The 21,049-nt window shown below is 44.5% G+C and carries 20 protein-coding genes; 11 read left to right on the top strand and 9 right to left on the bottom strand.

Annotated elements, in window-relative coordinates:
- The first annotated feature begins 6 nt into the window (after positions 1-6).
- On the top strand, positions 7-1,638 hold the full coding sequence (locus FFF34_005020) for a hypothetical protein (GenBank protein ID TSD66766.1): 1,632 nt from the start codon (positions 7-9) through the stop codon (positions 1,636-1,638).
- Positions 1,639-1,695: 57 nt separating this feature from the next.
- Positions 1,696-2,538, top strand: a complete 843-nt coding sequence (locus tag FFF34_005015) for a phytanoyl-CoA dioxygenase family protein (protein ID TSD66765.1) — start codon at positions 1,696-1,698, stop codon at positions 2,536-2,538.
- A 252-nt stretch (positions 2,539-2,790) separates the two neighbouring features.
- On the opposite strand, the gene FFF34_005010 is transcribed toward FFF34_005015, so the two are convergent.
- From FFF34_005010 to FFF34_005000, 3 genes are all read right to left on the bottom strand, one after another.
- Positions 2,791-5,832 (bottom strand): glycoside hydrolase family 92 protein, encoded by a 3,042-nt coding sequence (locus FFF34_005010; GenBank protein ID TSD66764.1) that lies wholly within the window; start codon positions 5,830-5,832, stop codon positions 2,791-2,793.
- 103 nt (positions 5,833-5,935) lie between these two features.
- Positions 5,936-6,715, bottom strand: coding sequence for an amidohydrolase (locus tag FFF34_005005; GenBank protein ID TSD66763.1), 780 nt, complete (start codon positions 6,713-6,715; stop codon positions 5,936-5,938).
- Positions 6,716-6,769: 54 nt separating this feature from the next.
- A complete protein-coding gene (locus tag FFF34_005000; GenBank protein ID TSD66762.1) occupies positions 6,770-7,915 on the bottom strand; it encodes an aminotransferase class I/II-fold pyridoxal phosphate-dependent enzyme in 1,146 nt (381 codons plus the stop codon).
- A 112-nt stretch (positions 7,916-8,027) separates the two neighbouring features.
- Between FFF34_005000 and FFF34_004995 the strand changes: the two genes are divergently transcribed.
- From FFF34_004995 to FFF34_004980, 4 genes are read left to right on the top strand one after another with little or no spacing between them, the layout of a single operon-like run.
- Positions 8,028-8,999, top strand: a complete 972-nt coding sequence (locus FFF34_004995; GenBank protein TSD66761.1) for an ABC transporter substrate-binding protein — start codon at positions 8,028-8,030, stop codon at positions 8,997-8,999.
- Positions 9,000-9,866 carry an ABC transporter permease gene (locus FFF34_004990; protein TSD66760.1) on the top strand — a complete coding sequence of 289 codons (867 nt, stop codon included), beginning with the start codon at positions 9,000-9,002 and terminating at the stop codon, positions 9,864-9,866.
- Between the two features lie 2 nt (positions 9,867-9,868).
- Entirely contained in the window at positions 9,869-10,618 is a 750-nt protein-coding gene (locus FFF34_004985; protein TSD66759.1) for an ATP-binding cassette domain-containing protein, read from the top strand.
- Positions 10,619-10,652: 34 nt separating this feature from the next.
- Entirely contained in the window at positions 10,653-10,898 is a 246-nt protein-coding gene (locus FFF34_004980; protein ID TSD66758.1) for a hypothetical protein, read from the top strand.
- Between the two features lie 75 nt (positions 10,899-10,973).
- Here the strand turns inward: FFF34_004980 and FFF34_004975 are convergent, their stop codons facing one another.
- Positions 10,974-11,423, bottom strand: coding sequence for a cytochrome c (locus FFF34_004975; GenBank protein TSD66757.1), 450 nt, complete (start codon positions 11,421-11,423; stop codon positions 10,974-10,976).
- A complete protein-coding gene (locus FFF34_004970; GenBank protein ID TSD66756.1) occupies positions 11,424-12,731 on the bottom strand; it encodes a sorbosone dehydrogenase in 1,308 nt (435 codons plus the stop codon).
- Positions 12,732-12,897: 166 nt separating this feature from the next.
- On the opposite strand from FFF34_004970, the gene FFF34_004965 reads away from it, so the two are divergent.
- Positions 12,898-13,761, top strand: coding sequence for a hypothetical protein (locus FFF34_004965; GenBank protein ID TSD66755.1), 864 nt, complete (start codon positions 12,898-12,900; stop codon positions 13,759-13,761).
- Between the two features lie 60 nt (positions 13,762-13,821).
- Here FFF34_004965 and FFF34_004960 read toward each other — a convergent pair whose 3' ends face one another.
- Both FFF34_004960 and FFF34_004955 read right to left on the bottom strand, forming a co-directional pair.
- Positions 13,822-14,772, bottom strand: coding sequence for an aldo/keto reductase (locus tag FFF34_004960; GenBank protein ID TSD66754.1), 951 nt, complete (start codon positions 14,770-14,772; stop codon positions 13,822-13,824).
- Between the two features lie 8 nt (positions 14,773-14,780).
- The gene (locus FFF34_004955; protein TSD66753.1) at positions 14,781-15,005 is read right to left on the bottom strand and encodes a hypothetical protein; all 225 of its coding nucleotides are present in this window, start codon (positions 15,003-15,005) and stop codon (positions 14,781-14,783) included.
- A gap of 143 nt (positions 15,006-15,148) precedes the next feature.
- Here FFF34_004955 and FFF34_004950 point away from each other — a divergent pair, with 143 nt between their 5' ends.
- The 3 genes from FFF34_004950 (at position 15,149) to msrA (ending at position 17,093) form a co-directional block, all read left to right on the top strand.
- Entirely contained in the window at positions 15,149-16,075 is a 927-nt protein-coding gene (locus FFF34_004950) for an MBL fold metallo-hydrolase (protein TSD66752.1), read from the top strand.
- Between the two features lie 25 nt (positions 16,076-16,100).
- Entirely contained in the window at positions 16,101-16,340 is a 240-nt protein-coding gene (locus FFF34_004945; protein ID TSD66751.1) for a DUF3820 family protein, read from the top strand.
- A gap of 93 nt (positions 16,341-16,433) precedes the next feature.
- Positions 16,434-17,093, top strand: a complete 660-nt coding sequence (msrA, locus tag FFF34_004940) for a peptide-methionine (S)-S-oxide reductase MsrA (protein ID TSD66750.1) — start codon at positions 16,434-16,436, stop codon at positions 17,091-17,093.
- Positions 17,094-17,168: 75 nt separating this feature from the next.
- Here the strand turns inward: msrA and FFF34_004935 are convergent, their stop codons facing one another.
- On the bottom strand, positions 17,169-18,782 hold the full coding sequence (locus FFF34_004935) for an ammonium transporter (protein TSD66749.1): 1,614 nt from the start codon (positions 18,780-18,782) through the stop codon (positions 17,169-17,171).
- 592 nt (positions 18,783-19,374) lie between these two features.
- On the opposite strand from FFF34_004935, the gene FFF34_004930 reads away from it, so the two are divergent.
- Positions 19,375-20,559, top strand: coding sequence for an aminotransferase class I/II-fold pyridoxal phosphate-dependent enzyme (locus FFF34_004930; protein TSD66748.1), 1,185 nt, complete (start codon positions 19,375-19,377; stop codon positions 20,557-20,559).
- A gap of 29 nt (positions 20,560-20,588) precedes the next feature.
- Here FFF34_004930 and FFF34_004925 read toward each other — a convergent pair whose 3' ends face one another.
- Entirely contained in the window at positions 20,589-21,044 is a 456-nt protein-coding gene (locus FFF34_004925; protein TSD66747.1) for a DUF4268 domain-containing protein, read from the bottom strand.
- Between the last annotated feature and the right edge of the window lie 5 nt (positions 21,045-21,049).

Genomic DNA, 21,049 nt, shown 5'->3' with positions numbered 1-21,049 from the left:
CCTGCTATGCAACGACGCAATTTTATCAAACTATCGGCCACTGCTTTTGCCGCGACTATATTTAGTAGGATTACCTACGCATCTGCTACGGGTAGCACTCTTATTAATTTGCCCGACGAAGCCTGGGCGCAAGTAGGCGGCCAATGGTTTAAAATGACAGCCGCGGGTGGTTCATTTTTTAATTACAATGATGTAAGGGTACAAATAAAATCTGATGATAAAAGCCAGGCGGTATATATATTATCACCAAAATCGGAGTTGCAGGCCATTAAATTGAAATGGAAATTTCAAACGGGCGCTTACCAAAAAGTATTAGGCGACCATTGGGAGCGCTCATACGGCGACCTGGCATGGAAAACCCCGCAAGCCGACGTTAAGAACCCCTGGTATGTGCTACTATATGATGGTAAGCAAACCGCGGGTTTTGGTGTTAAAACCGGCGCTGCAACCATTTGCTGGTGGGCTGTAGACAATGGCAGTATCGACCTTGTATTAGATACCCACTCGGGAGGCGACGGTGTTAAATTGGGCCTGCGTACTTTGCATGCGGCAGATATCGTTACCACTATAAGCACTGCTAACGAAACCCCATACGCTACTACCACACGCTTTTGTACCCTGATGTGCGATAACCCTCGGCTGCCTAAAAAGCCGGTTTATGGTATTAACGACTGGTATTATGCTTATGGTAACAATTCTCAAAAACTGATAAAAGAACAGGCTACTATAATGGCGGAATTTGTTACCAGCAGCAACCGACCATTTTCGGTAATTGACGATGGATGGGAGCAGGCCGACGATTTTTCGAAACACAACGAAAAGTTTACCGACATGCATAAAATGGCCGATGAACTTAAAGCCCTTGGCATGCGGCCGGGTTTGTGGACAAGACCCTTAATTGCCCGTTTAGATGATAAAAAAAGCCTGCTTGCACCTGTAATAAGCGGCCGTGACGATGCAAAAACGCCGATACTTGACCCAACTATACCTGAGAATATCGCGCGTATAAAGCACAATATGTCGTTATATAAGCAATGGGGCTACGAAATGGTAAAACACGATTATACCACCTGGGATATTTTTGCCAGATGGGGTATGCAAATGAAAGATAGCCTTACCCTGCCGGGCTGGAGCTTTAACGACCGCACAAAAACCAATGCCGAAATAATAGGCCGCATGTACCGGGCTATCAGAGAATCTGCAGGCGATATGTACATTATAGGTTGTAACACTATCAGCCATTTATCGGCAGGCTTGTTTGAGCTTAACCGTATAGGCGACGATACCAGCGGAAAGGAGTGGGCACGTACTAAAAAAATGGGGGTGAATACGCTTGGCTTTAGGCTGCCCCAGCATAATACATTTTACGCTGCCGATGGCGATTGCGTAGGCTTAACCAAAGATGTGCCCTGGGATAAAAACAAGCAATGGCTTCAGTTACTGGCCGAAAGCGGCGCGCCGTTATTTATATCTGCCGATACTAATAACCTTGACGCTGATAAGAAAGCTGCCATTAAACAGGCATTTGCACAGGCGGCCAAAGTGCAGCCGACAGGCGAACCGCTTGACTGGTTAACTAACCAATGGCCCGAAAAATGGAGGCTAAACAACAGGGAAGTTACCTTTAACTGGGATTGACATAATTGCTTATTTTTAATAAATACTGCTTAGCTTTACTTACCAAGTATAACATTTATGGCCAATAAAGCATTAAACGCAGCACAGCTTGCAGCATACCACCGTGATGGTTACCTCGTAGTAAAAAACTTTTGCAACGCAGCAGAAATTGATAAGCTATACAGCACCGCGCTAAACGATGATGCCATGCGCAAAAACGCCTTAGATCTTAACGACCAAAGCGGAAAAAAAACTCGCTTATCGCTGTGGTTTACACCCGGTAATGATGTGTTTGGCTATTTAACCCGCAGCGAGCGCATGATAACGCCTGTGGGCCAACTATTAGGCGAAGATGCGCCGGTTTGCCATTTTCACTCCAAGTTAATGCAGAAAGAACCAAAGGTAGGAGGTGCGTGGGAGTGGCACCAGGATTATGGCTATTGGTACAAAAACCAATTTATGTTTCCAGACCAACTGATGAGTGTGATGGTGGCCTTAACCGATGCAAATAAGCAAAATGGCTGCCTGCAGGTAATTAAAGGCTCGCACAAGTTAGGGCGTGTTAATCATGGTTTTTCGGGTGAGCAGGTGGGGGCCGATATGAGCATGGTGAACAATGCCCTGCAAACCATGGAACTGGTATACTGCGACCTTAATGCCGGTGATGCTTTGTTTTTCCATAGCAACCTGTTGCACCGTTCCGAAGCTAATTTATCAGATCATCCCCGCTGGTCTATCATATCCTGTTACTCGCTGCAGTCTAACCTGGCATACAACGAAACCTCGACCTCGTGGAAAACACCGGTAGATATTGTACCCGACGAAGCCATATTAAACTGGGATGCAGGATCGCTATCAAACAACGATTTCCTGGCCAAAGAAAATGATCCGGCACTGAAAGAAACAGGGTGGGAGAAGTGAAAATTCTGGCCTGCAGGGCAGGTGGCTTTTGTTAAAATAGGTTTTTTGTGATAGAAAGTGGCTTGTTGGCCCGAATTAGCTATAAACTTTGCACTTTCCGCTGTAAATTGTTCCACTTTTTTGTTGGTCATGCGGGGAATTTTCGTTTTTTTTCGCTACCTCAGTCTAACTAATATAAAATTTAATCTCAAAAAAACAAGGTATTTGGCGGTAAGGCGTAAAAATAGTTTTTACGCCTCGCCGGTATCTTATTTATTCCACGGTTATCTCGTCAGCAAAAATATATGATGGGCTGCCCTTGCTTTCGTGCCAGTCGGGTAGCGGGCCGTATTGTTTGGCAATAACTTTTATGTATCGCGCCCGTGTGTTGTCAAGCGGGGCGGTAAACTGCTGTGTTTGCGGCTCCAGCTCCTTCACATCAACCTGAGTGTTCACGGTTGATGCCAGTTTGTAGGTTTTACCATCGTTACTTACCCAAAACTGCACATAGCGCGGGAAAACTATCCATGCACGGCTATCCTGCAAGGCACCCATGCTTACTTGTTTTATGGGTTTAATTTGCCCCATATCTATAATAGCTTCTAAATCGTTACCCTGGTAGCCCTGCCAGTTGCCCAGGCGCCAGTTGGCAGTGCCATGCAAGCCGTTCACCAGCGTTTCGTCGCCTTGTGCCGAGTAATTAGGCAGGTACTTGTTAATAAGGGTAAGTTTGATGTCGCCGCGTATTTTGGTAAAGGTGGCCTCGTCAACAAAGCTGCTTTTGCCATTGTTTACCGCTATGGCTTTAACGGTGGTATTTTCGGATATAATAAGCCGTTGGTTAAACAGGGTAGAGTTTACGGTTGGTGTGCTGCCGTCAAGGGTATAGTATATTTTGGCCAGGCTATCGGCGCATTCTATAGCTATACTTATGGGTTTTTTAAATGTTTTTGTACCTGCCTGTATATAGGGGTTAGGTACTATCAGTTCATCTTTAATGGCCGATGTTGGCTTTTCCAGATCCTGCATAAAGAGCTTGTTGGCCAGCCTGCCGGTAAACACTTCAAAGTCACCACCCTGGGCAATGGTTTCATAATCTATATATAGCTTGTTATATAGCTTTTTATCAAGGTTCATACCTTGCAGGTAATTATTCTCGCGGCTAACGGTTGCACTTGGGTTGCTAATTGTAAACTTTTTACCGTTCTCCATATTAATCACCATTTTCTCGAACTGCGGTATACCTATCTGGTACTGTTGCTGCCCCGGCGCTATGTTATATATCCCCAGCGAGCTCATTACATACCAGGCCGACATTTGACCGCAATCTTCGTTACCCGACAGGCCATCGGGCTTGGCGCTGTATTGTTCGCGCAGTATCTTGTTCACATAATACTGGGTTTTATCGGGCGAATTGGTGAAGTTGTACAAATAGGCAATGTGGTGGCTCGGCTCGTTACCATGCGCGTACTGGCCTACCAAACCGGTAACATCTGCCTGCTCGCGGCCGCTTAGTTTAGCCTCAGTACTAAATAGTTCATCCAGCTTGGCTTCCAGTTTATCTGTGCCGCCTAAACTTTTTGCCAGGCCCTCTACATCCTGTGGTACTAAAAACGAGTATTGCCAGCCATTACCCTCGGTATAATTATTATTAATTTCGGTAGGCTCAAAAGGCGCATACCAGCCGCCATTGTCGCGGGCCTGCATAAAGCCATTTTGGTTGTTGTGTACGTTTTTCCAATATTGGGCACGTTTTATATATTCGGCATAATCCTGTGGTTTATTCAGCATTTTAGCCATTTGGGCTATGCACCAGTCATCATAAGCATAATCTAATGTTTTTGATACCGATTCGTGCTCTACATCGGCATTAACCGCACCGGTTTTACGATAGTTATCTAAGCCAAACTGGTTGCGGTTTACAGCAGCTTTCATCGCGGTAAAAGCTTCCTCAGCGTTAAAATCACGTATTCCTTTGGCATAAGCATCTACAATAACGGGGATGGAGTGGTTGCCCACCATGCAATAGGTTTCGGTACTGGCAAGTGGCCATATAGGTAACAAACCGCCTTGCTCGTAAACGGCCAAAAAAGTTTTTATAAAATCAAGCGTGCGTTTACGGTCTATCAGGTTTAACAACGGGTTTTCGGCGCGGTAGGTGTCCCATAGCGAGAAAGCAGTATAATAATTAAACCCGTTTGCAGTGTGTATCTGCTGGTCTAAACCGCGGTACTGCCCGTCAACATCGTTATAAATATTGGGGGCCAGCATACAGTGGTACAAAGCCGAATAAAATATAACCTGCTTTATTTTAGCCACATCGGGTATCTCCATTTTTTTGGTGCGCGGGGCAGGGGTATTGTAACCATAAGGGTTATAAGTTTGGCCCTGCTGCTGTTGCCGCTGCTGCGATACCGGCGGCGCACCGCCTTCTACCTGAATTTTATTTAATTCGTTGTTCCAGGCAAGTTTGGCAGCCTTTTGTATTTTTTTAAAATCGAAGTCGGGTACCTCGGCATCCAAGTTTTTTAAGGCACCATCGGCACTTACCGATGATATACCCACCTTTGATATCACCTCTCCGGGGTTATCAAACTGAATGTACATTTTTACATTTTTACCCTGTATTTTGGTTTGCCCCGCTTGCAGTTTATCATCTAAAGCAATGCCGTAGCTTTTAAACGGCTTTGAAAACTTGGCGTAAAAATATAAATGCTGATTGGTGGCCCAGTACTTTGACCTGCGGAAGCCGCGTATCTCGTGGTCGTTCACTACCTCTATCCACGAATCTAAAACCTCATCGCGATGCTGCAGATCAATAATAATATTGCCCTGCACACCGCCGGGGTAATCGTATTTATGCACGCCAACACGGGTGGTAGCCGTTAGCTCAACTTCAATATTGTACTTATCAAGGGTGGTTTTATAGTACCCCGGGCTTGCATCCTCATTCTTTTTTTGGAAATGCGAGCGGTATTCGGTGTTTTTTAGTTTGGGTTCGCCGGTGGTAGGCATAAATAGCACGTCGCAATAATCGGGGATGCCCGTACCGCTTAAATGGGTATGCGAAAAGCCATACACCAGCGAGTCGGTATAATGATAACCGGAGCTGCCGTCCCAACCCTCCAGCCGGGTATCGGGGCTTAGCTGCACCATGCCAAAAGGGGCAACCGCGCCGGGGTAGGTGTGCCCATGCCCGCCCGTACCTATAAATGGGTCTACATATTGTGTAAGGTCTTTTTTCTTTTGTGCCGAAGCATTTACAGCGGTAAATAGTGCAGATGCCACTACAACACAACGAAGGAATACGCTCATTTACGAAACTTTAGATTTAGAAACGCAAAATAGCAAGATTAGTATTGATTATGAACTTTTTTAATTAGTCCGAAATAAAGCCTGAAGTTAAATCACAGGCGACTTAAGACTTAAGACTAAACTCATCCGCATCCTTTAAAAAAGGCAAATACCGGCGGGCTTTTTTAACCTCATCGGCAATTATCGAAAACGTGTACACGTCCTCTTCGTCTCGTTTATAATAAACCACATTACCGTTGGGATCAATACAGGTCGAATCGCCTGAATGATAAACTTCATTACCATCGTGCCCAACCCGGTTTACACCTATAACATATGCTTGGTTCTCTACCGCGCGGGCAGGTATAAGGGTGCGCCAGTGCAGCGCGCGCTTTTCGGGCCAGTTGGCAACTATCAATAGCAGGTCGTAATCTTCATTCACATTGCGCAGCCACACCGGGAAACGCAGATCGTAACATATTACCGGGCAAATTTTCCAGCCGTTTAGTTCAACTATTAGTTTTTTGGTGCCTGCGGTATAGGTTTGGTCTTCTTTACCCATGGCAAACAGATGGCGTTTATCGTAACACTCGTAAGTACCATCGGGGCGCATCCATATTAACCGGTTATAAAATTTACCGTTATCGCTAATTATAAGGGTACCAGTAACCACGCACTCAAACTTTTGCGCGGTTTTTTGCATCCATTTCATGGTTTTACCACCCATAGGCTCACCCAGGGCTTCGGCATTCATGGTAAAGCCCGTATTAAACATTTCGGGCAGAATGATGAGGTTAGTTTTCTCGCGGATATTGGATAACCGTAACGAAATATTTTGGAGATTTTTATCAATGTTCTCCCAAAACAAATATCCCTGGTATACAGTAATTTTTAAGTTATCCATAAGTAATGCTTTAGGTGCTATCTATTAATTTATACGCAAATATTCTGTAAGGGTTTAAACTTTTCTTAATCTATCAACGGCTTTATCAAGGGTTTCTTGCCTTTTGGCAAAACAAAAACGTAAAACATGCCTATCAATACCGGTACGGTAAAAGGCAGATACCGGTATAGCAGCTACACCATTTTCCTTAGTTAGGCGTATGGCAAAGTCGGTATCCTTTTCATCGGTTATGCTATCGTAGGTAACCGATTGAAAATACGCGCCTGCACAAGGCAGCAATTTAAACCTGGTCTGTTCTAATCCTTTACGAAAGTAATCACGCTTTTCCTGGAAAAAATCGGGCAAGCTCAAATAAGTGTTTTCATCCTGTAAATATTCGGCAATGGCGTACTGTATGGGCGAGTTAACACTGAATACTAAAAACTGGTGTATTTTCCTAAACTCCTGCATTAAATAGGCAGGGGCAAGGCAGTAGCCCATTTTCCAGCCGGTTGCATGAAAAGTTTTACCAAACGATGCTACAATAAAGCTGCGTTGCTGCAATTCGGGGTAGCGCGCCATGCTTTGGTGTTCCTGTCCGTCAAACACCAGGTGTTCGTACACCTCGTCGCTTAAAATCAGTATATCCTGATTTTTAACCAGTGCGCTTAATTGGTCAATATCTGCCCTGCTTAATATGGTAGCCGTTGGGTTATGCGGCGAGTTAAGAATGATCATTTTTGTTTTACTGTTGATCAGCCTTTTTACCATATCCCAGTCAATGCGGTAGTCGGGCGGCTCCAGTTCTAACGATTTTACAACACCGCCCATTAACTTAATAGCAGGGGCGTAGCAATCATAAGCCGGCTCAAATATGATCACCTCGTCGTTTGGCTGTATTACCGCTGTAATGGCTGTAAACACGGCTTGTGTGCCGCCTGCTGTAACGGTTATTTCGGTTTCGGGGTTATACTTTGCACCGTACAGCCGCTCGGTTTTAGCGGCTATTTGTTCGCGCAAGGCCATAATGCCGCCCATAGGTGCGTATTGGTTATGGCCGTTTTGCATGGCTTTGTTAACCAGCTCTATCAATTTTGGCGAGCAGGAGTAATCAGGGAAACCTTGCGATAAGTTTATAGCACCCGTTTCGGCAGCCAGGGCTGACATGGTGGTGAATATATTGGTGCCCGTTTGGGGTAATTTAGAAATAACAGGTATCATGTAACGCTAAAATAGCCAAAAAATGAATTAGAACATTTTTAAATAACAATTCGGCGTATATAATTACATCTATATTATGAAAAAAGCCGCCGTGTTTACATAAATTTGATACATGAGACTACCCAGCATTCTATCCTTGTTTTTTGTAGCCACAGTGTTGTTATCCTGTTCTCCATCTAAAAAAAACAATGTACCCGTTATTGGCTTTGTTGATGCTTTTGAAGATGCTACTATTGCGCAGGCACGTACAGGCTTTACCGATGCCTTAAAGCAAAATGGCTTTAGCGAAGATCAAAAAAATATTAAAATAGAATACCGCAACGCGCAAGGCGCCATACCAACGCTTACGCAAATAGTAAACTACTTTGTATCGGAGCCGGTTGACCTGCTGGCTACTTCTACCACGCTATCAACCGTGGCAGCTATTCAAAAAACTAAAACAATTCCCATTTTTCAGATGGTATCGCCAACGCCTGAGCGGATGAAGGTAGCCGATGCCAATGGCAAGGGCCCTGCAAACCTGTTTGGCACCATGGAAGAACTTAATTATATTGATACCTCTTTTGCCATTATCCCCAAACTGATAAAGCCAAAGGCAGGCAAGCTTACTATCGGTATGATATTTAATCAATCTGAGCCGCAATCTGTGGACGCGCTGGACAGGATAAAGGGCCTGGCTGCTAAACTGAACGTTACTATTGTAGCGCTGCCGCTTAATTCATCGGCCGATGCGCAATTGGTTACACAGGCCTTATTAGCCAAAAACATCGACGCGTTTTTTGCCAACCCCGATAATACCGTGTTTGCCGCTTTTGAAACCATTTACAAAAGCTGCGAACAAAAGAACATCCCTATATTTACCAGCGAAGCCGGATTGGTGCAGCGCGGTGCCGTAGCTGCCTTTGGTGCCGATATTTACCAATGGGGGTACCAGAGTGGACTGCAAGCCGCGGCCTATCTTAAAACGCATAAAACCGATGACTTAAAGCTGGAGATGGTTAAAATACGCAAGCGTGTTTATAACCCTGCCGCTGCCAGAAAGTATAATATTACAATGCCTGCAGATTTTGAAGCTGTAAAATAAATGGATTTTTACCTAACCGCAATATTACAGGGCCTTTGCTTTGCCGGGATTGCCTTTGGTATTTATATATCCATGAAGATATTTAACATCCCCGATATTACTACCGATGGCAGTTATACGCTTGGTGGGGTAGTTACAGGCAGCATGCTGGTACACCACCAGCCGGGTTATATGATTATGGCGGCTGTATTGGCTACAGGGGCCATAGCGGGCGCGCTAACGGGCATTATACACACCAAACTAAAAATAAACGCTCTGCTGGCCGGAATACTGGTAATGACGGCGCTTTACTCGGTTAACCTAACCATACTGGGGCGATCTAACCTGCCGCTGTTAAGTATGCCTACCTTATTTACATCAATTGAGTTAATAACCAATGTAAACCAAAACTCGCTGCTGATATTATCGGTTTTTGTAGTGGCCGTTACGCTGCTGATAGGTTACCTGCTTAAAACCGATTTTGGTATAGCCATGCGCGCCACAGGCAACAGCGAACCCATGATACGCGCCCTTGGTGTAAATACCGACCGCATGAAGATCATCGGCCTGGCCATTGCAAATGCGCTAACAGCATTAAGCGGCTACCTTATTACCCAGTTACAGGGCTTTGCCGATATTAGCATGGGTATAGGTATTGTTATAGTAGGTTTAGGCTCGGTTATTATTGCCGAAACACTGATTAACTGGCTACAGATCACCTCGGTTTGGTTGAGCCTTATTTTAGTTTTGGGAGGCGCTATCATTTTTCAAATGGTATTGGCCTTTACACTGGCCATTGGCGTTGATGCTAACCTGTTAAAAATGGTGACGGCTATATTTGTTTTATTAGTGGTTGGCCTGCCACGCTTAGCATCACGGAGGGCATAAGCATGATCACCTTAAAAAACATCAGCAAAACGTTTAATACGGGCAAGCCCAACCAGGTAAACGCGCTTAGTAATATTAACCTTGATATTAAAACAGGCGAGTTTGTAGTGATTGTAGGATCAAACGGCTCGGGCAAAACAACGTTGCTTAACCTGATTGCCGGTAATATATTGCCCGATACAGGCAGCTTGACCATTGATGGCAACGATGTTACCCGCCTGCCCGAATACAAACGCAGCGAGTGGATAGCCCGTATTTTTCAAAACCCGTTAACCGGTACTGCCGGCGATCTAAGCATTGTAGATAATTTTAGGTTGGCCGCCTTACGCACAAAACCAAAAGGCCTAACCATTGGTAAAAACGACGCTTTTAAAAAATTAGTAAAAGATAGGATAGCAACCCTTAATATGGGATTGGAAGATAAGATAGAGCAATCCATAGGTACGCTATCCGGCGGGCAGCGGCAGGCACTTACCTTATTGATGAGTGTGATGGATACCTGTAAAATTTTACTGCTTGACGAACCAACCGCCGCCCTTGACCCGCGATCGGCAGAGAATGTTTTAAAGATAGCAGATGCGCTGATAAAAGAATACCAACTGACTGCAATTTTGGTCACCCATAACTTAAAAGATGCAGGCAATTATGGCTCGCACATTATACAAATGGGCGAGGGGCAAATACTCAAAGATATAGCAGGCGACAAAAAAACAGCTCTAAAGCAAAACGAACTGTACGACTGGTTCGGCTAAATATTGGCAAAGAAATTGTATTGTATGCAGCACTATGAAGAACAATACATTTGAAAATATATTTGATGCTTACCAGTTAGTAAGCGGCGCAAAAATAAAGGCCAAAAACCACGATGAAGTTTACGAACTGGGCAGCTACGATGGCAACAAACGCGGCTACACCTTATATGCCTACGAAGATGGTATCAGGTTCGAAGATTTTAGTGTCATCATATCCGAAAACGAATTAATGAACAATTACCTTATTGAAAAGGTAAAGCAGCAAGCTATAGCGGCGTAATAATACACGCTAAGCTGTTAAAATATAAAGGATGCACATTGCCGTGGCATCCCTTATATTTTATTTCACAATAGTCTATTTAGCGGCCCTTGTTTTAGTTACCTCGGTTACTTTTACTGCTGCGGCTTTATTACCAAAGCTGTTGCGTACATAGGTTAACACATCTGCTATCTCCTGGTCTTTTAAAAAGTCGTGGGCGGGCATGGTGTTAGAGTAGTACTCGCCGTTTATCTCTACGTCTTCGCTAAAGCCTTTTAATACAATACCTATCAATCGCTTTTTATCGCCTAAAACATACTCTGTTTTTATCAGCGGTGGGTTCATGCGTTGTACGCCGCCACCATCGGCCTGGTGGCAGGTTAAGCAATACTGCATGTACACCTTTTTACCATTAGCTATTGATGTGGCAAGGCCACCTGCAGCATTAGGTTTAACGCTGACCTTTGCCTTATGCCTGGTTTGCGCTTCGGTACAGGCAGATATACATACCAGCCCTAAAACAACGCCAATTAATTTAAACTTCATTTATTTTTTATAGCTGATCTTGTAAATAGTTCCTTTTGAATCGTCGCTTACATATAACGAGCCATCTGCACCTTGTGCCAATCCGCATGGGCGGCGCTCTGCACGGCCGCTGGCGGTATTTTCAGGCGAGCCTGAGAATCCATCGGCAAATACTTCGTAAGCACCATCAGGTTTGCCATTTTTAAATGGCTGAAAAACCACAAAGTAACCTGCCTGTGGCTCAGGCGCGCGGTTCCACGAACCATGAAAGGCTATAAACGCGCCATTCTTATATTTCTCGGGGAATTGGCTGCCGGTATAAAATAGCAAGCCGTTAGGGGCAAGGTGGCCGGGGTAGGCTGCGGCAGGTTCAATAAATTTGCTGTCGCCTTCTTTTTTGCCGTCGCCGCCATATTCAGGGGCTAACATTTTCTTTTTTTGCTGCTGGTCGTAATAAATATATGGCCAGCCAGCGTTATCACCCTTGTTTAAGGCGTACATACACTCGGCAGGTAAAACAGCCTGTTGTTGTACAGTATACATTTCGGGGAACAGGTCATGCAAGCCATCGCGGCCATGCTGCATCACAAAAAGCTGGTTGTTTTGGGTGTTCCAATCAAGGCCTACCACGTTTCTTAAGCCGGTAGCATAACGTACCCCATCTTTATAAGTTTGGTTAAGCTTATCAGCCTTAAACTGCCAAATACCACCCGCCGAGTCTAATATAGGGCAGCCTTGCTGGCCTAATGATCCCTTTTGACGGTCTTTTATCTGGCACGAATTTGAGTAGGCACCAATGTTTACATATATATTACCGGCATCATCTAAAGCTATTGCTTTAGCTTCGTGCTGGCGGCGGTTTAGCAAGCCTGTAACAATGGTTTCGGGCTGTGCCGGGTTAATTACCTGGTTGTTGGCATCCAGCTTATAACGATACACTTCCTCATTTGATGAGGTGTATAAATAGCCATTTTTAACACGGATACCTGTACCGCGATAAGTACCAAAACCAGCTTTTACCTCGGCTTTACCATTGGTTTCGTGCAGCATTAAAACACTTTTACCGTTTTTTGGGCGCTCCAGCTTAACAAAAATATCGCCTTGTGGGGTTACCGCAATGTGGCGGGCATTTCCAAGGTCGTCAGCAATAATAGCTGCGCTAAAGCCATCAGGAATAGTTAAACCAGCCGATACTATGGTACCTGTTGTTGGTGTAACCTCTGTTGGTGCCGGGGTGCTTTTTACTTTATCGTTTGTGCAGGCGTTAAACACTACAAGCCCTGCAAATGCAAGTGCCGGTAAAATAAATACGTACGATCTGTTTTTCATAGGTGAGATTTTTTGACTATTCAAATTAACTTAATATACAGTAAATAAGGAAATCTGTTTTGTAGAAATATGGTGACACGCCCTTTTGTGCATGATGTTAAACATTATGATGATGCAAATTAAACCATGCCGACCGGCCGCTGTCATAGATACATAAATCAAGCAAATGAAAAAGTCAATTATATTATCAGCAATACTACTAAGCGCACTGGCTTACAAAAAGGCCGACGCGCAGATATCAATTCATGTAGGCTTTAATATACCGGTACGCCATGTATATGTGCCCGCACCACCGCCAGAACCTGTACAGGTTTATGACAACGACGATTTTGATGATAGCGACGACTACTATTATATGCCCGATGTAGAGGCTTACTATAGCGTATCGCGTGGTTGCTACTACTACCAGGATGGTGGCCGCTGGTTGGCAGCAGCTTACCTACCCGGCGCTTACCGCAACTACGACTGGCATACTGCCCGCAGGTTTGAAATAAGAGGTCGTCGCCCATTCATGAATCATGATGTGTATCGTGGCAGGTGGGGTGGTAACCCGTACAGGGGCGATTGGAGCAGACGATACGACAATAACAATTACGCGGGCCGCAACAATGGTGGCAGAGATAATAACTGGAACAGACCGGATAACCGTAACAACGGTTGGAACAGACCGGATAACCGCAACAATGGCAGAGACGACCGCGATAACCGTGGCGGATGGAATAGGCCAAATAATAATAACAACGGTGGAAGAGACCACGGTAGCTGGGGCAGCCAACAACCTAATCAAAACGGCGGCAGAGACCATGGTAGCTGGGGTGGCCAACAACCTAACCAAAACGGCGGCAGAGACCGTGGTAGCTGGGGTGGCCAGCAGCCTAACCAAAACGGTGGTGGCCGCGATAGAGATAGAGGTAACGGCGGCGGACGCCCGTCAAATAATGGCGGCGGGCGCGATAGGGGTAACGGTGGCGGCCAATTGGCCCAAAACAACTACCCGAGGCAGGTAGGTGTTGCCCGCCCACGGTTTTAATATTCTTTCCTCAACATATATAATGATAAGCCCTGCGCCTTTAGCGCGGGGCTTTGCTTTTTAATAGTTGCTGGCTGTGGTTAAAAGCTCAATAGTTTCGCCGCTTAGGCTTAGCTGGGCGGCCTGTTCAAGGTCTTTAAGTTGCCCGGTACTGGTAGCACTGGCAATTGGGGCCGTTATACCCGGCCTTGCCATTACCCAGGCCAAAGCAATACTTGCAGGTGTGGTATTATATTCGGCTGCTGCTTTATCAAGCGCCGCCAGTATTTTGTAGCCGCGGCCATTTAGGTATTTTTTTATACCGCCGCCGCGTTTGCTTTTATTCAGGTCGTCTTCCGACCGGTATTTACCCGTTAAAAAGCCACTGGCCAACGAGTAATAGGTAATTACCCCTAAACCGTTTTCGCGGCAAAGCGACTCATATTGCTTCTCATAATCCTGGCGGTCGTATAAATTATACTCGGGTTGCAGTGTTTCGTAACGGGCCAGGTTATTATCCTTACTCACCTGCAAGGCCTCGCGCAGCCTGGCGGCACTATAGTTTGATGCGCCTATGGCACGCACCTTACCCTGTTTAATTAATTCGGTATAAGTTTCAAGCGTTTCGGCCAGTGGCGTGTTCTTATCGTCATCGTGCGATTGATAAAGATCTATATAGTCGGTTTTAAGGCGTTTTAATGATTCTTCCACCGCTTTTGTGATATAGGCTTTTGATAAGCCCTTTTTATCATCACTCATGGGTTTGCCTACTTTGGTGGCTATAATTACTTTATCACGTTTGCCGCTTTGTTTAAGCCAGTTGCCAATTATAGCTTCCGATTCGCCGCCTGTATTACCCGGCACCCACCTCGAGTATACGTCCGCGGTATCAATAAAATTTAAGCCGGCATCAACAAAGGCATCCAGTAAGGTAAATGATGTTTTCTCGTCGGCTGTCCACCCAAAAACGTTACCACCAAAACAAAATGGTACAACCTGTATGCCCGATTTCCCTAATTCACGTTTTTCCATATTACTTATTAATATTTTATAGCGGGTAATTGCTCTGCCAATTCATCTATCCAGCTCGAAAGATAAGGTTCTGATCCGGCTATTCTTTCCCAATGGCCATGCTCATCCTTAGCAATTACAATTTGCAGGCTATCGTCAAATGATCTGAATTCGTATTGTCCGTTAAATTCGGTTACTATACCATTAACCTGTGTATCGGTTCCGGTAAGTACCGCTTCAAATTGTAGTTCCATAATAAATATTGTTTCTTTTTCAACAACGGGCTTGGCTTTGTGTTTGGCGTAATTGGATATTCATCACTTATAGCTATAACGGCAAACCTTATAGTGTCGTAAGTGTTAAAATAATAACCAATTGACTAAATAATATAATTGATATGAAATATTTCCAGGTATCGCAGGGCGTATGGGGGATGAAATTACTGTTTGTAAACGTGTATATGATTACCAACCGACGTGGCGTTGGCAAAGGATGGGTATTGGTAGATACCGGTTTAAAGGGTTCATCTAAAAAAATAATTGCCATGGCCGAATCTATCTTTGGCCCGGGCAGCCGCCCCTCGGCCATTGTGCTTACCCATGGGCATACCGACCACGCCGGCGGTTTGCCCGAGCTGTTAAAAATTTGGGATGTACCTGTATATGCGCATACAATGGAACTACCGTATTTAACCGGGAAATCGGCTTACCCGCCAGTCGACCCTGAAGTGGGCGGGGGGTTGATGAGCTTAACATCGTGGATGCTGCCTACCAAACCTATTAATGTAAGCCGAAACTTAACTGAAATAGATATGTATGATGGCATACCCGAATTACCTGAATGGAAGGTGATACATACACCCGGCCATACGCCGGGGCATATATCATTATTTTTGCCATTAAACACTACTTTAATAGCCGGCGATGCCTTTACCACCACACCAGCCGAATCGGCTTTAAGTTTGCTTACTTACACAAAAAAAATAAGCGGCCCGCCCAAATATATCACCAGCGACTGGATAGCCGCGGCAAAATCGGTACGTAAGCTGGCGGCCCTGCAGCCACGCATAGCCGCTACAGGCCATGGGCCGGTAATGCGCGGTCGGGAGTTACAAACTGAACTTAGCCTGTTGGCTAACCGCTTTGAAGATATAGCCGTACCTACAAAAGGGAGGTATGTACACCACGCCGCCGTAAGCGACGAAAATGGCGTGCGATACATCCCGTCATACCAAAGCAGCTTAAAATTAAAGGCCGCTATAGCACTTACAGCGGCAGTAGCCGGTTTTTTTATTGCAAGGCAAGCTGGCAAAAGCTGGTCGTGATGGTTTAAAAACCTACATTTACCCTGTGGAAAATATTAACCCCGACCCGCAGGTTTTAATTGATATTGTAAATACGCGTATGCCTTTTGGTAAGTATAAAGGCACCTTAATATGCGATATGCCGGTAAGCTACCTGGAGTGGATGTCGCGCAAGGGGTTTGCGCCGGGTAAACTGGGCATGATGCTAAGCACCGTGTTCGAAATAAAAACCAACGGGGTAGACAAGATATTGCGAATGGTAAAGGAGAAATACGGACGGTATTAATGGTTGCTGCATTAAAGCATCTACCATATATTACCCTTGCATGACCAACCATCCCAGTGTTTTAACCGTAATTGTATAAAATCATATAAAAAAATGAAAAGATCGATATTATACATAGCAGCCTTGTTTATATTTTGCGGTTGCACCAACCAACAACCTGCAAACGCGCAAGGCAACAGCTTTGCTGCCGTACCCAAACCTGCACCCGGCGAAGCAGTGGCAACTTTTGGCGGCGGTTGCTTTTGGAGCATGAGCGAAGCCATGTCTGAATTGAAGGGCGTAAGCAAGGTAGTATCGGGCTATGCAGGCGGTACAACCGCTAACCCAAGTTACGAGCAGGTAGGCAGTTTAACCACCGGCCATGCCGAGGTTACACAAATTTATTACAACCCAAAAGTGATCAGTTTTACTACCATTGCCGAAGCTTTCTTTTTTGCGCACGACCCAACTACGCTAAACCGCCAGGGCCCCGATGTAGGCACCGATTACCGCTCTATTGCCTTTTACCGCAATGATGAAGAAAAAGAAATCCTTGTTAATACGGTTAAAAAAGTAAACGCGTCTAAGCATTATCCAAACCCGATAGTTACACAGGTAGTGCCTTTTAGAGCGTTTTATCCGGCCGAAAAGTACCACCAGGGCTATTACCGTTTAAATATGGATAACCCATATATTACCAGCGTAAGCGTGCCAAAGGTGATGAAGTTTCGTAAAGCGATGAAGGACGACTTAAAACCGGAATTTCAGAAGTAATATTAGCAATATGGTAAGAGCATAAAAAAGCCCCCGGGGAAATTCCTCAGGGGCTTTTATCGTTTTATTTAAGTGTTATACTGTTTGTTTAACGCCTTTGTCAAACAGGTCGCTCAGGCTAACCTCTTCGTCTTGCGGAGGGTAAACTTCTATACCGTGGTCAAATACATCTAAACCACCAGCACCAAGTTCGCCATGCTCTTCAACACGCAGTCTCCATGGGTTTGGCAATTTGTTAATAACGTACATCATTACAAATGATATGGCAAATACAGCCACCGTAATAGTTAAGCTACCTACAAACTGAGCTTCTAATACGCTAAAACCGCCACCGTAGAATAAGCCGGTAACAGGCGCGCTATTATCAGGGCCGGTAGGGCCGGTAGCACCAAATTGGCCCGATGCAAATAAACCTAAAGATAAAGTACCCCATATACCGTTTAAACCGTGTACAGAGAATGCACCAACCGGATCATCAATACGGAACCACTCTATAAGGTAAATACCACCTACTACTATAAAGCCGGCTACACCACCTAAGGCAATTGAGCCAAGCGGGCTAACCCAGTAACAAGGGCAGGTAATAGCAACTAAACCGGCAAGGAAACCATTAACGGTAAAAGCCAGGTCGAATTTGCCTTTTGTTGGGCCCCACCAAAGTGCGGCAAGCATAGCGGTAAAACCACCGGCGCAGGCTGCTAAAGTAGTGTTAGCGGCAACACGGCCAATACCTTGCATATCCATTGCAGATAGCGTACTGCCCGGGTTAAAGCCGTACCAGCCAAACCACAGGATAAAACCGCCCACAGCGGCTATTAATAGGTTATGGCCTGCAGGCAAACCACCTTTTTCTTTATTGTCGCGGGCAAATATGCGCCCCAGGCGCGGGCCTAAAACTATTGCACCAGCCAATGATGCAACACCACCTATAGTATGTACTACGGTTGATCCTGCAAAGTCGCGGAATGGCTGGCCCAATAATTTAGCGAACACACCAGATGTGCCCATAGTAGCTAAGAAACCATCAGGTCCCCAGGCCCAGTGGCCAATAATTGGGTAAATAAACCCTGTTATACCAATACTGTATAAAATATCGCCGCGGAAACTTGTACGGCCTATCATGGCACCAGATACGATGGTTGAGCAGGTATCGGCAAATGCGAACTGGAATATCCAGTGTGCAAGCAATGGAATACCGGTAGCTAAATAAGTCTCAGGTGTATTTTGTAAGAAGAACCAGTTAGTGATTTTGCCATCGGCACCTAAACCACCCCAGCCAATAAAACCGTTACCGTTACCAAACATAAACGCGTAACCTATGGCGTAAAATAAAATACCGCAAAGGCAGGTATCAAAAATACATTCCATTAAAACGTTAACTGTTTCGCGCTTGCGTGCAAAACCAGCTTCGAGCATAACAAAACCCGCCTGCATACCAAATACAAGGAAGGCGGCAACTAAGGTCCAAACGGTGTTTACCGAATTAATTAATGACGTTTCGTGCGCCGTGTAGGTTTCGGCAGCATGAGCCGGGCTGCCAAATAAGTTCGGCATCACCATCATTACAAACACGACCGCAAACAGGCCGATCATTTTTCCCGCGAAAATGGTAGCACCAAGCTGCCATTTTTCCTTTGATAGCTGCCGGAACGAGTCCAGCATGCTGATTTTTGTAGAATTACTCTTCATTCTTTGTTTAATTAAGTGGATTGATATGATAAAAAAGTCTTTTTCTGTTAAAAAATCAGATTGAATTACGCTTCTGACATAATAATTAATAATAAAATCTATAGAATAGCTATGAATTATTAATTTTTTATGAAATTATGAATGAATTTTAATAAAAACAAATTATCTATGAGATAATTACAATAAAAAGTAGATTGTTTTTAATTATTTGTATTATTTATTAACATTTACATTTCAAATAAATCAAAATAGAACATCAGAATTATAAATATTATAATTTAACAATACTTTAATACTAATTTTTTATTCAAATGATAATAAATTCAAATTTTAAACATATTTAAAAATAAAATACATGCTATGCATGCATAAATTATTGTCATTTATTTAAAGTATTCATAAAAAATGCGCTTAATAACCCTTGTATAATATTATTTTAACAAAAAGATGCGTTTTTTATACTATTATCCATTTAATTGTTTCTGCAAGATATTATAGGGTGATAAACGTCCTTTTCAGCCAATTCTTTATTAAAAAAGGCCCGATTAGCTTTCCAAAACCCTTATATTAGCCATTACACAATGCTTTTAACATGAATGAGCTAAAAAGGAGAAACTTTTTAAAAGTATCCGGACTATCAGTTTTACCGGCACTGCTGCCGGGTTTAGGTAACAGCGCTTCGGCGGCCGCACCAAAGGCGGCGGCAGCGCCCGCTGTGGCTACCGCCACGGTATCATTTAACGATGATGGTGTATTTTATCAACCCGCCGAGTATATTGCCAAGCTGCAAGAAATAAACGCCGCAGACCCTATAAAAATGGATTATTACGGCGGTGGTGGCGCAGTGCTTGACCTGTGCATCAAATTTGCCGATTTGACCGGGAAACACGCCGTAGCCTACATGCCATCGGGTACCATGGCTAACCAATTGGCTATATCGGTACTCAGCGGCGATAATACCAAAGTATTTGTGCAGGAAACCAGTCACGTTTACCGCGATGAGGGCGATTCGGCACAATCTATATTTAACAAACGCCTAATGCCATTGGCACCCGGCGAAGCTCATTTTACATTAGAGCAGCTAAAAGCCGGTGTTGATTATGCCAACGAAAGCGAAGTATTTAAAAGCGGCATTGGCGCGGTATCTATAGAAAACCCTGTTCGCCGCTGCGATGGCAAGTTTGTACCGTTAGACGAGATCAAGAAGATATCGGCCTGGTGCCGCGAAAAAGGCTACAAGCTGCACATGGATGGGGCACGGGTGTTTTTGGCAATGGCCTTTAATGGCGTTAGCCTAAAAGATTACGCGCAATACTTTGATACCATTTATATATCGCTATACAAGTACCTGGGCGCTGCCGGCGGTGCCATTTTATGCGGCGACAAAGAAGTGATAGGGCAGATGGAGCACCTAATAAAAATACATGGTGGCACTACTTTTAGCAATTGGAGCAATGCCGCCATGGCCATGCACACACTAAACGGTTTAGAGGACAGGTTAAAGAGGTCGGCCGATAAGGCTAAGGAGTTGTTTGCCGCGCTCAACAAAATTCCGGGCATTAAAATTAGTGCCATACCCAACGGCTCCAATATTTTTGATATGGAACTCACAGGTATTGATGCCAAACTATTTAATAAGGCTTTAGGCGAAAAAGATATTAAACTGAGGGCCGATAAAGGCATTAGTAAAATACGCGTGAACGAAACACTGTTACGGCAAGACAACGCCGCTATAATAATCGCCTTTACCAATGCCGCCAAAGTTGCAAAAGTTTAACAATCGGGTTAATGTGTTTTGAAGATGGTTTAAACGCCAAAAGCGTATTTAGCGTCGCTCCAAAATTCGTCTAATGCTATAATGCGTGGTTTAAAAAAGGATATAAGCGCCGGCCACTGTTGTTGCTGATAAATGCTGATAGGAGCCAGTTGTGTATATATGCGGCTAATGGTTTTACCATACTCGTCGGTGGTGTGTAGCTGCCATTGCCATTCTTCACCTAATAAACTGTTTAATAGCACCTTATAGGTAGCAAACTGCTCAAAATATAATTGCTGCAGTTCCTTATCAGGGTGAGTGATATCAATAGAAACGCTGGCCAGCTTACCATCGGCCTGCAATCTGAAATAGATATGCTTAGCGCCGGTTTTATAGTTAACCCAATTGGTTTTAAGGCCATCGGCAGATAGTACCGGCCCCATGTACTGCCCAAACGCTGTCCAGAATGCCTGTTTAAGCTGCGATGCCTGCTCTTTGCTATACATGGTGC

The organism is Inquilinus sp. KBS0705, assembly GCA_005938025.2.
Taxonomy (GTDB): Bacteria; Bacteroidota; Bacteroidia; order Sphingobacteriales; family Sphingobacteriaceae; genus Mucilaginibacter.
This window is presented reverse-complemented; position numbering and strand designations above follow the sequence as displayed.

Coding starts and splice junctions, on each gene's coding strand:
- FFF34_005020 (TSD66766.1), top strand. CDS start 7: ATGCAACGACGCAATTTTATCAAACTATCGGCCACTGCTTTTGCCGCG.
- FFF34_005015 (TSD66765.1), top strand. CDS start 1,696: ATGGCCAATAAAGCATTAAACGCAGCACAGCTTGCAGCATACCACCGT.
- FFF34_005010 (TSD66764.1), bottom strand. CDS start 5,832: ATGAGCGTATTCCTTCGTTGTGTTGTAGTGGCATCTGCACTATTTACC.
- FFF34_005005 (TSD66763.1), bottom strand. CDS start 6,715: ATGGATAACTTAAAAATTACTGTATACCAGGGATATTTGTTTTGGGAG.
- FFF34_005000 (TSD66762.1), bottom strand. CDS start 7,915: ATGATACCTGTTATTTCTAAATTACCCCAAACGGGCACCAATATATTC.
- FFF34_004995 (TSD66761.1), top strand. CDS start 8,028: ATGAGACTACCCAGCATTCTATCCTTGTTTTTTGTAGCCACAGTGTTG.
- FFF34_004990 (TSD66760.1), top strand. CDS start 9,000: ATGGATTTTTACCTAACCGCAATATTACAGGGCCTTTGCTTTGCCGGG.
- FFF34_004985 (TSD66759.1), top strand. CDS start 9,869: ATGATCACCTTAAAAAACATCAGCAAAACGTTTAATACGGGCAAGCCC.
- FFF34_004980 (TSD66758.1), top strand. CDS start 10,653: ATGAAGAACAATACATTTGAAAATATATTTGATGCTTACCAGTTAGTA.
- FFF34_004975 (TSD66757.1), bottom strand. CDS start 11,423: ATGAAGTTTAAATTAATTGGCGTTGTTTTAGGGCTGGTATGTATATCT.
- FFF34_004970 (TSD66756.1), bottom strand. CDS start 12,731: ATGAAAAACAGATCGTACGTATTTATTTTACCGGCACTTGCATTTGCA.
- FFF34_004965 (TSD66755.1), top strand. CDS start 12,898: ATGAAAAAGTCAATTATATTATCAGCAATACTACTAAGCGCACTGGCT.
- FFF34_004960 (TSD66754.1), bottom strand. CDS start 14,772: ATGGAAAAACGTGAATTAGGGAAATCGGGCATACAGGTTGTACCATTT.
- FFF34_004955 (TSD66753.1), bottom strand. CDS start 15,005: ATGGAACTACAATTTGAAGCGGTACTTACCGGAACCGATACACAGGTT.
- FFF34_004950 (TSD66752.1), top strand. CDS start 15,149: ATGAAATATTTCCAGGTATCGCAGGGCGTATGGGGGATGAAATTACTG.
- msrA (TSD66750.1), top strand. CDS start 16,434: ATGAAAAGATCGATATTATACATAGCAGCCTTGTTTATATTTTGCGGT.
- FFF34_004935 (TSD66749.1), bottom strand. CDS start 18,782: ATGAAGAGTAATTCTACAAAAATCAGCATGCTGGACTCGTTCCGGCAG.
- FFF34_004930 (TSD66748.1), top strand. CDS start 19,375: ATGAATGAGCTAAAAAGGAGAAACTTTTTAAAAGTATCCGGACTATCA.
- FFF34_004925 (TSD66747.1), bottom strand. CDS start 21,044: ATGTATAGCAAAGAGCAGGCATCGCAGCTTAAACAGGCATTCTGGACA.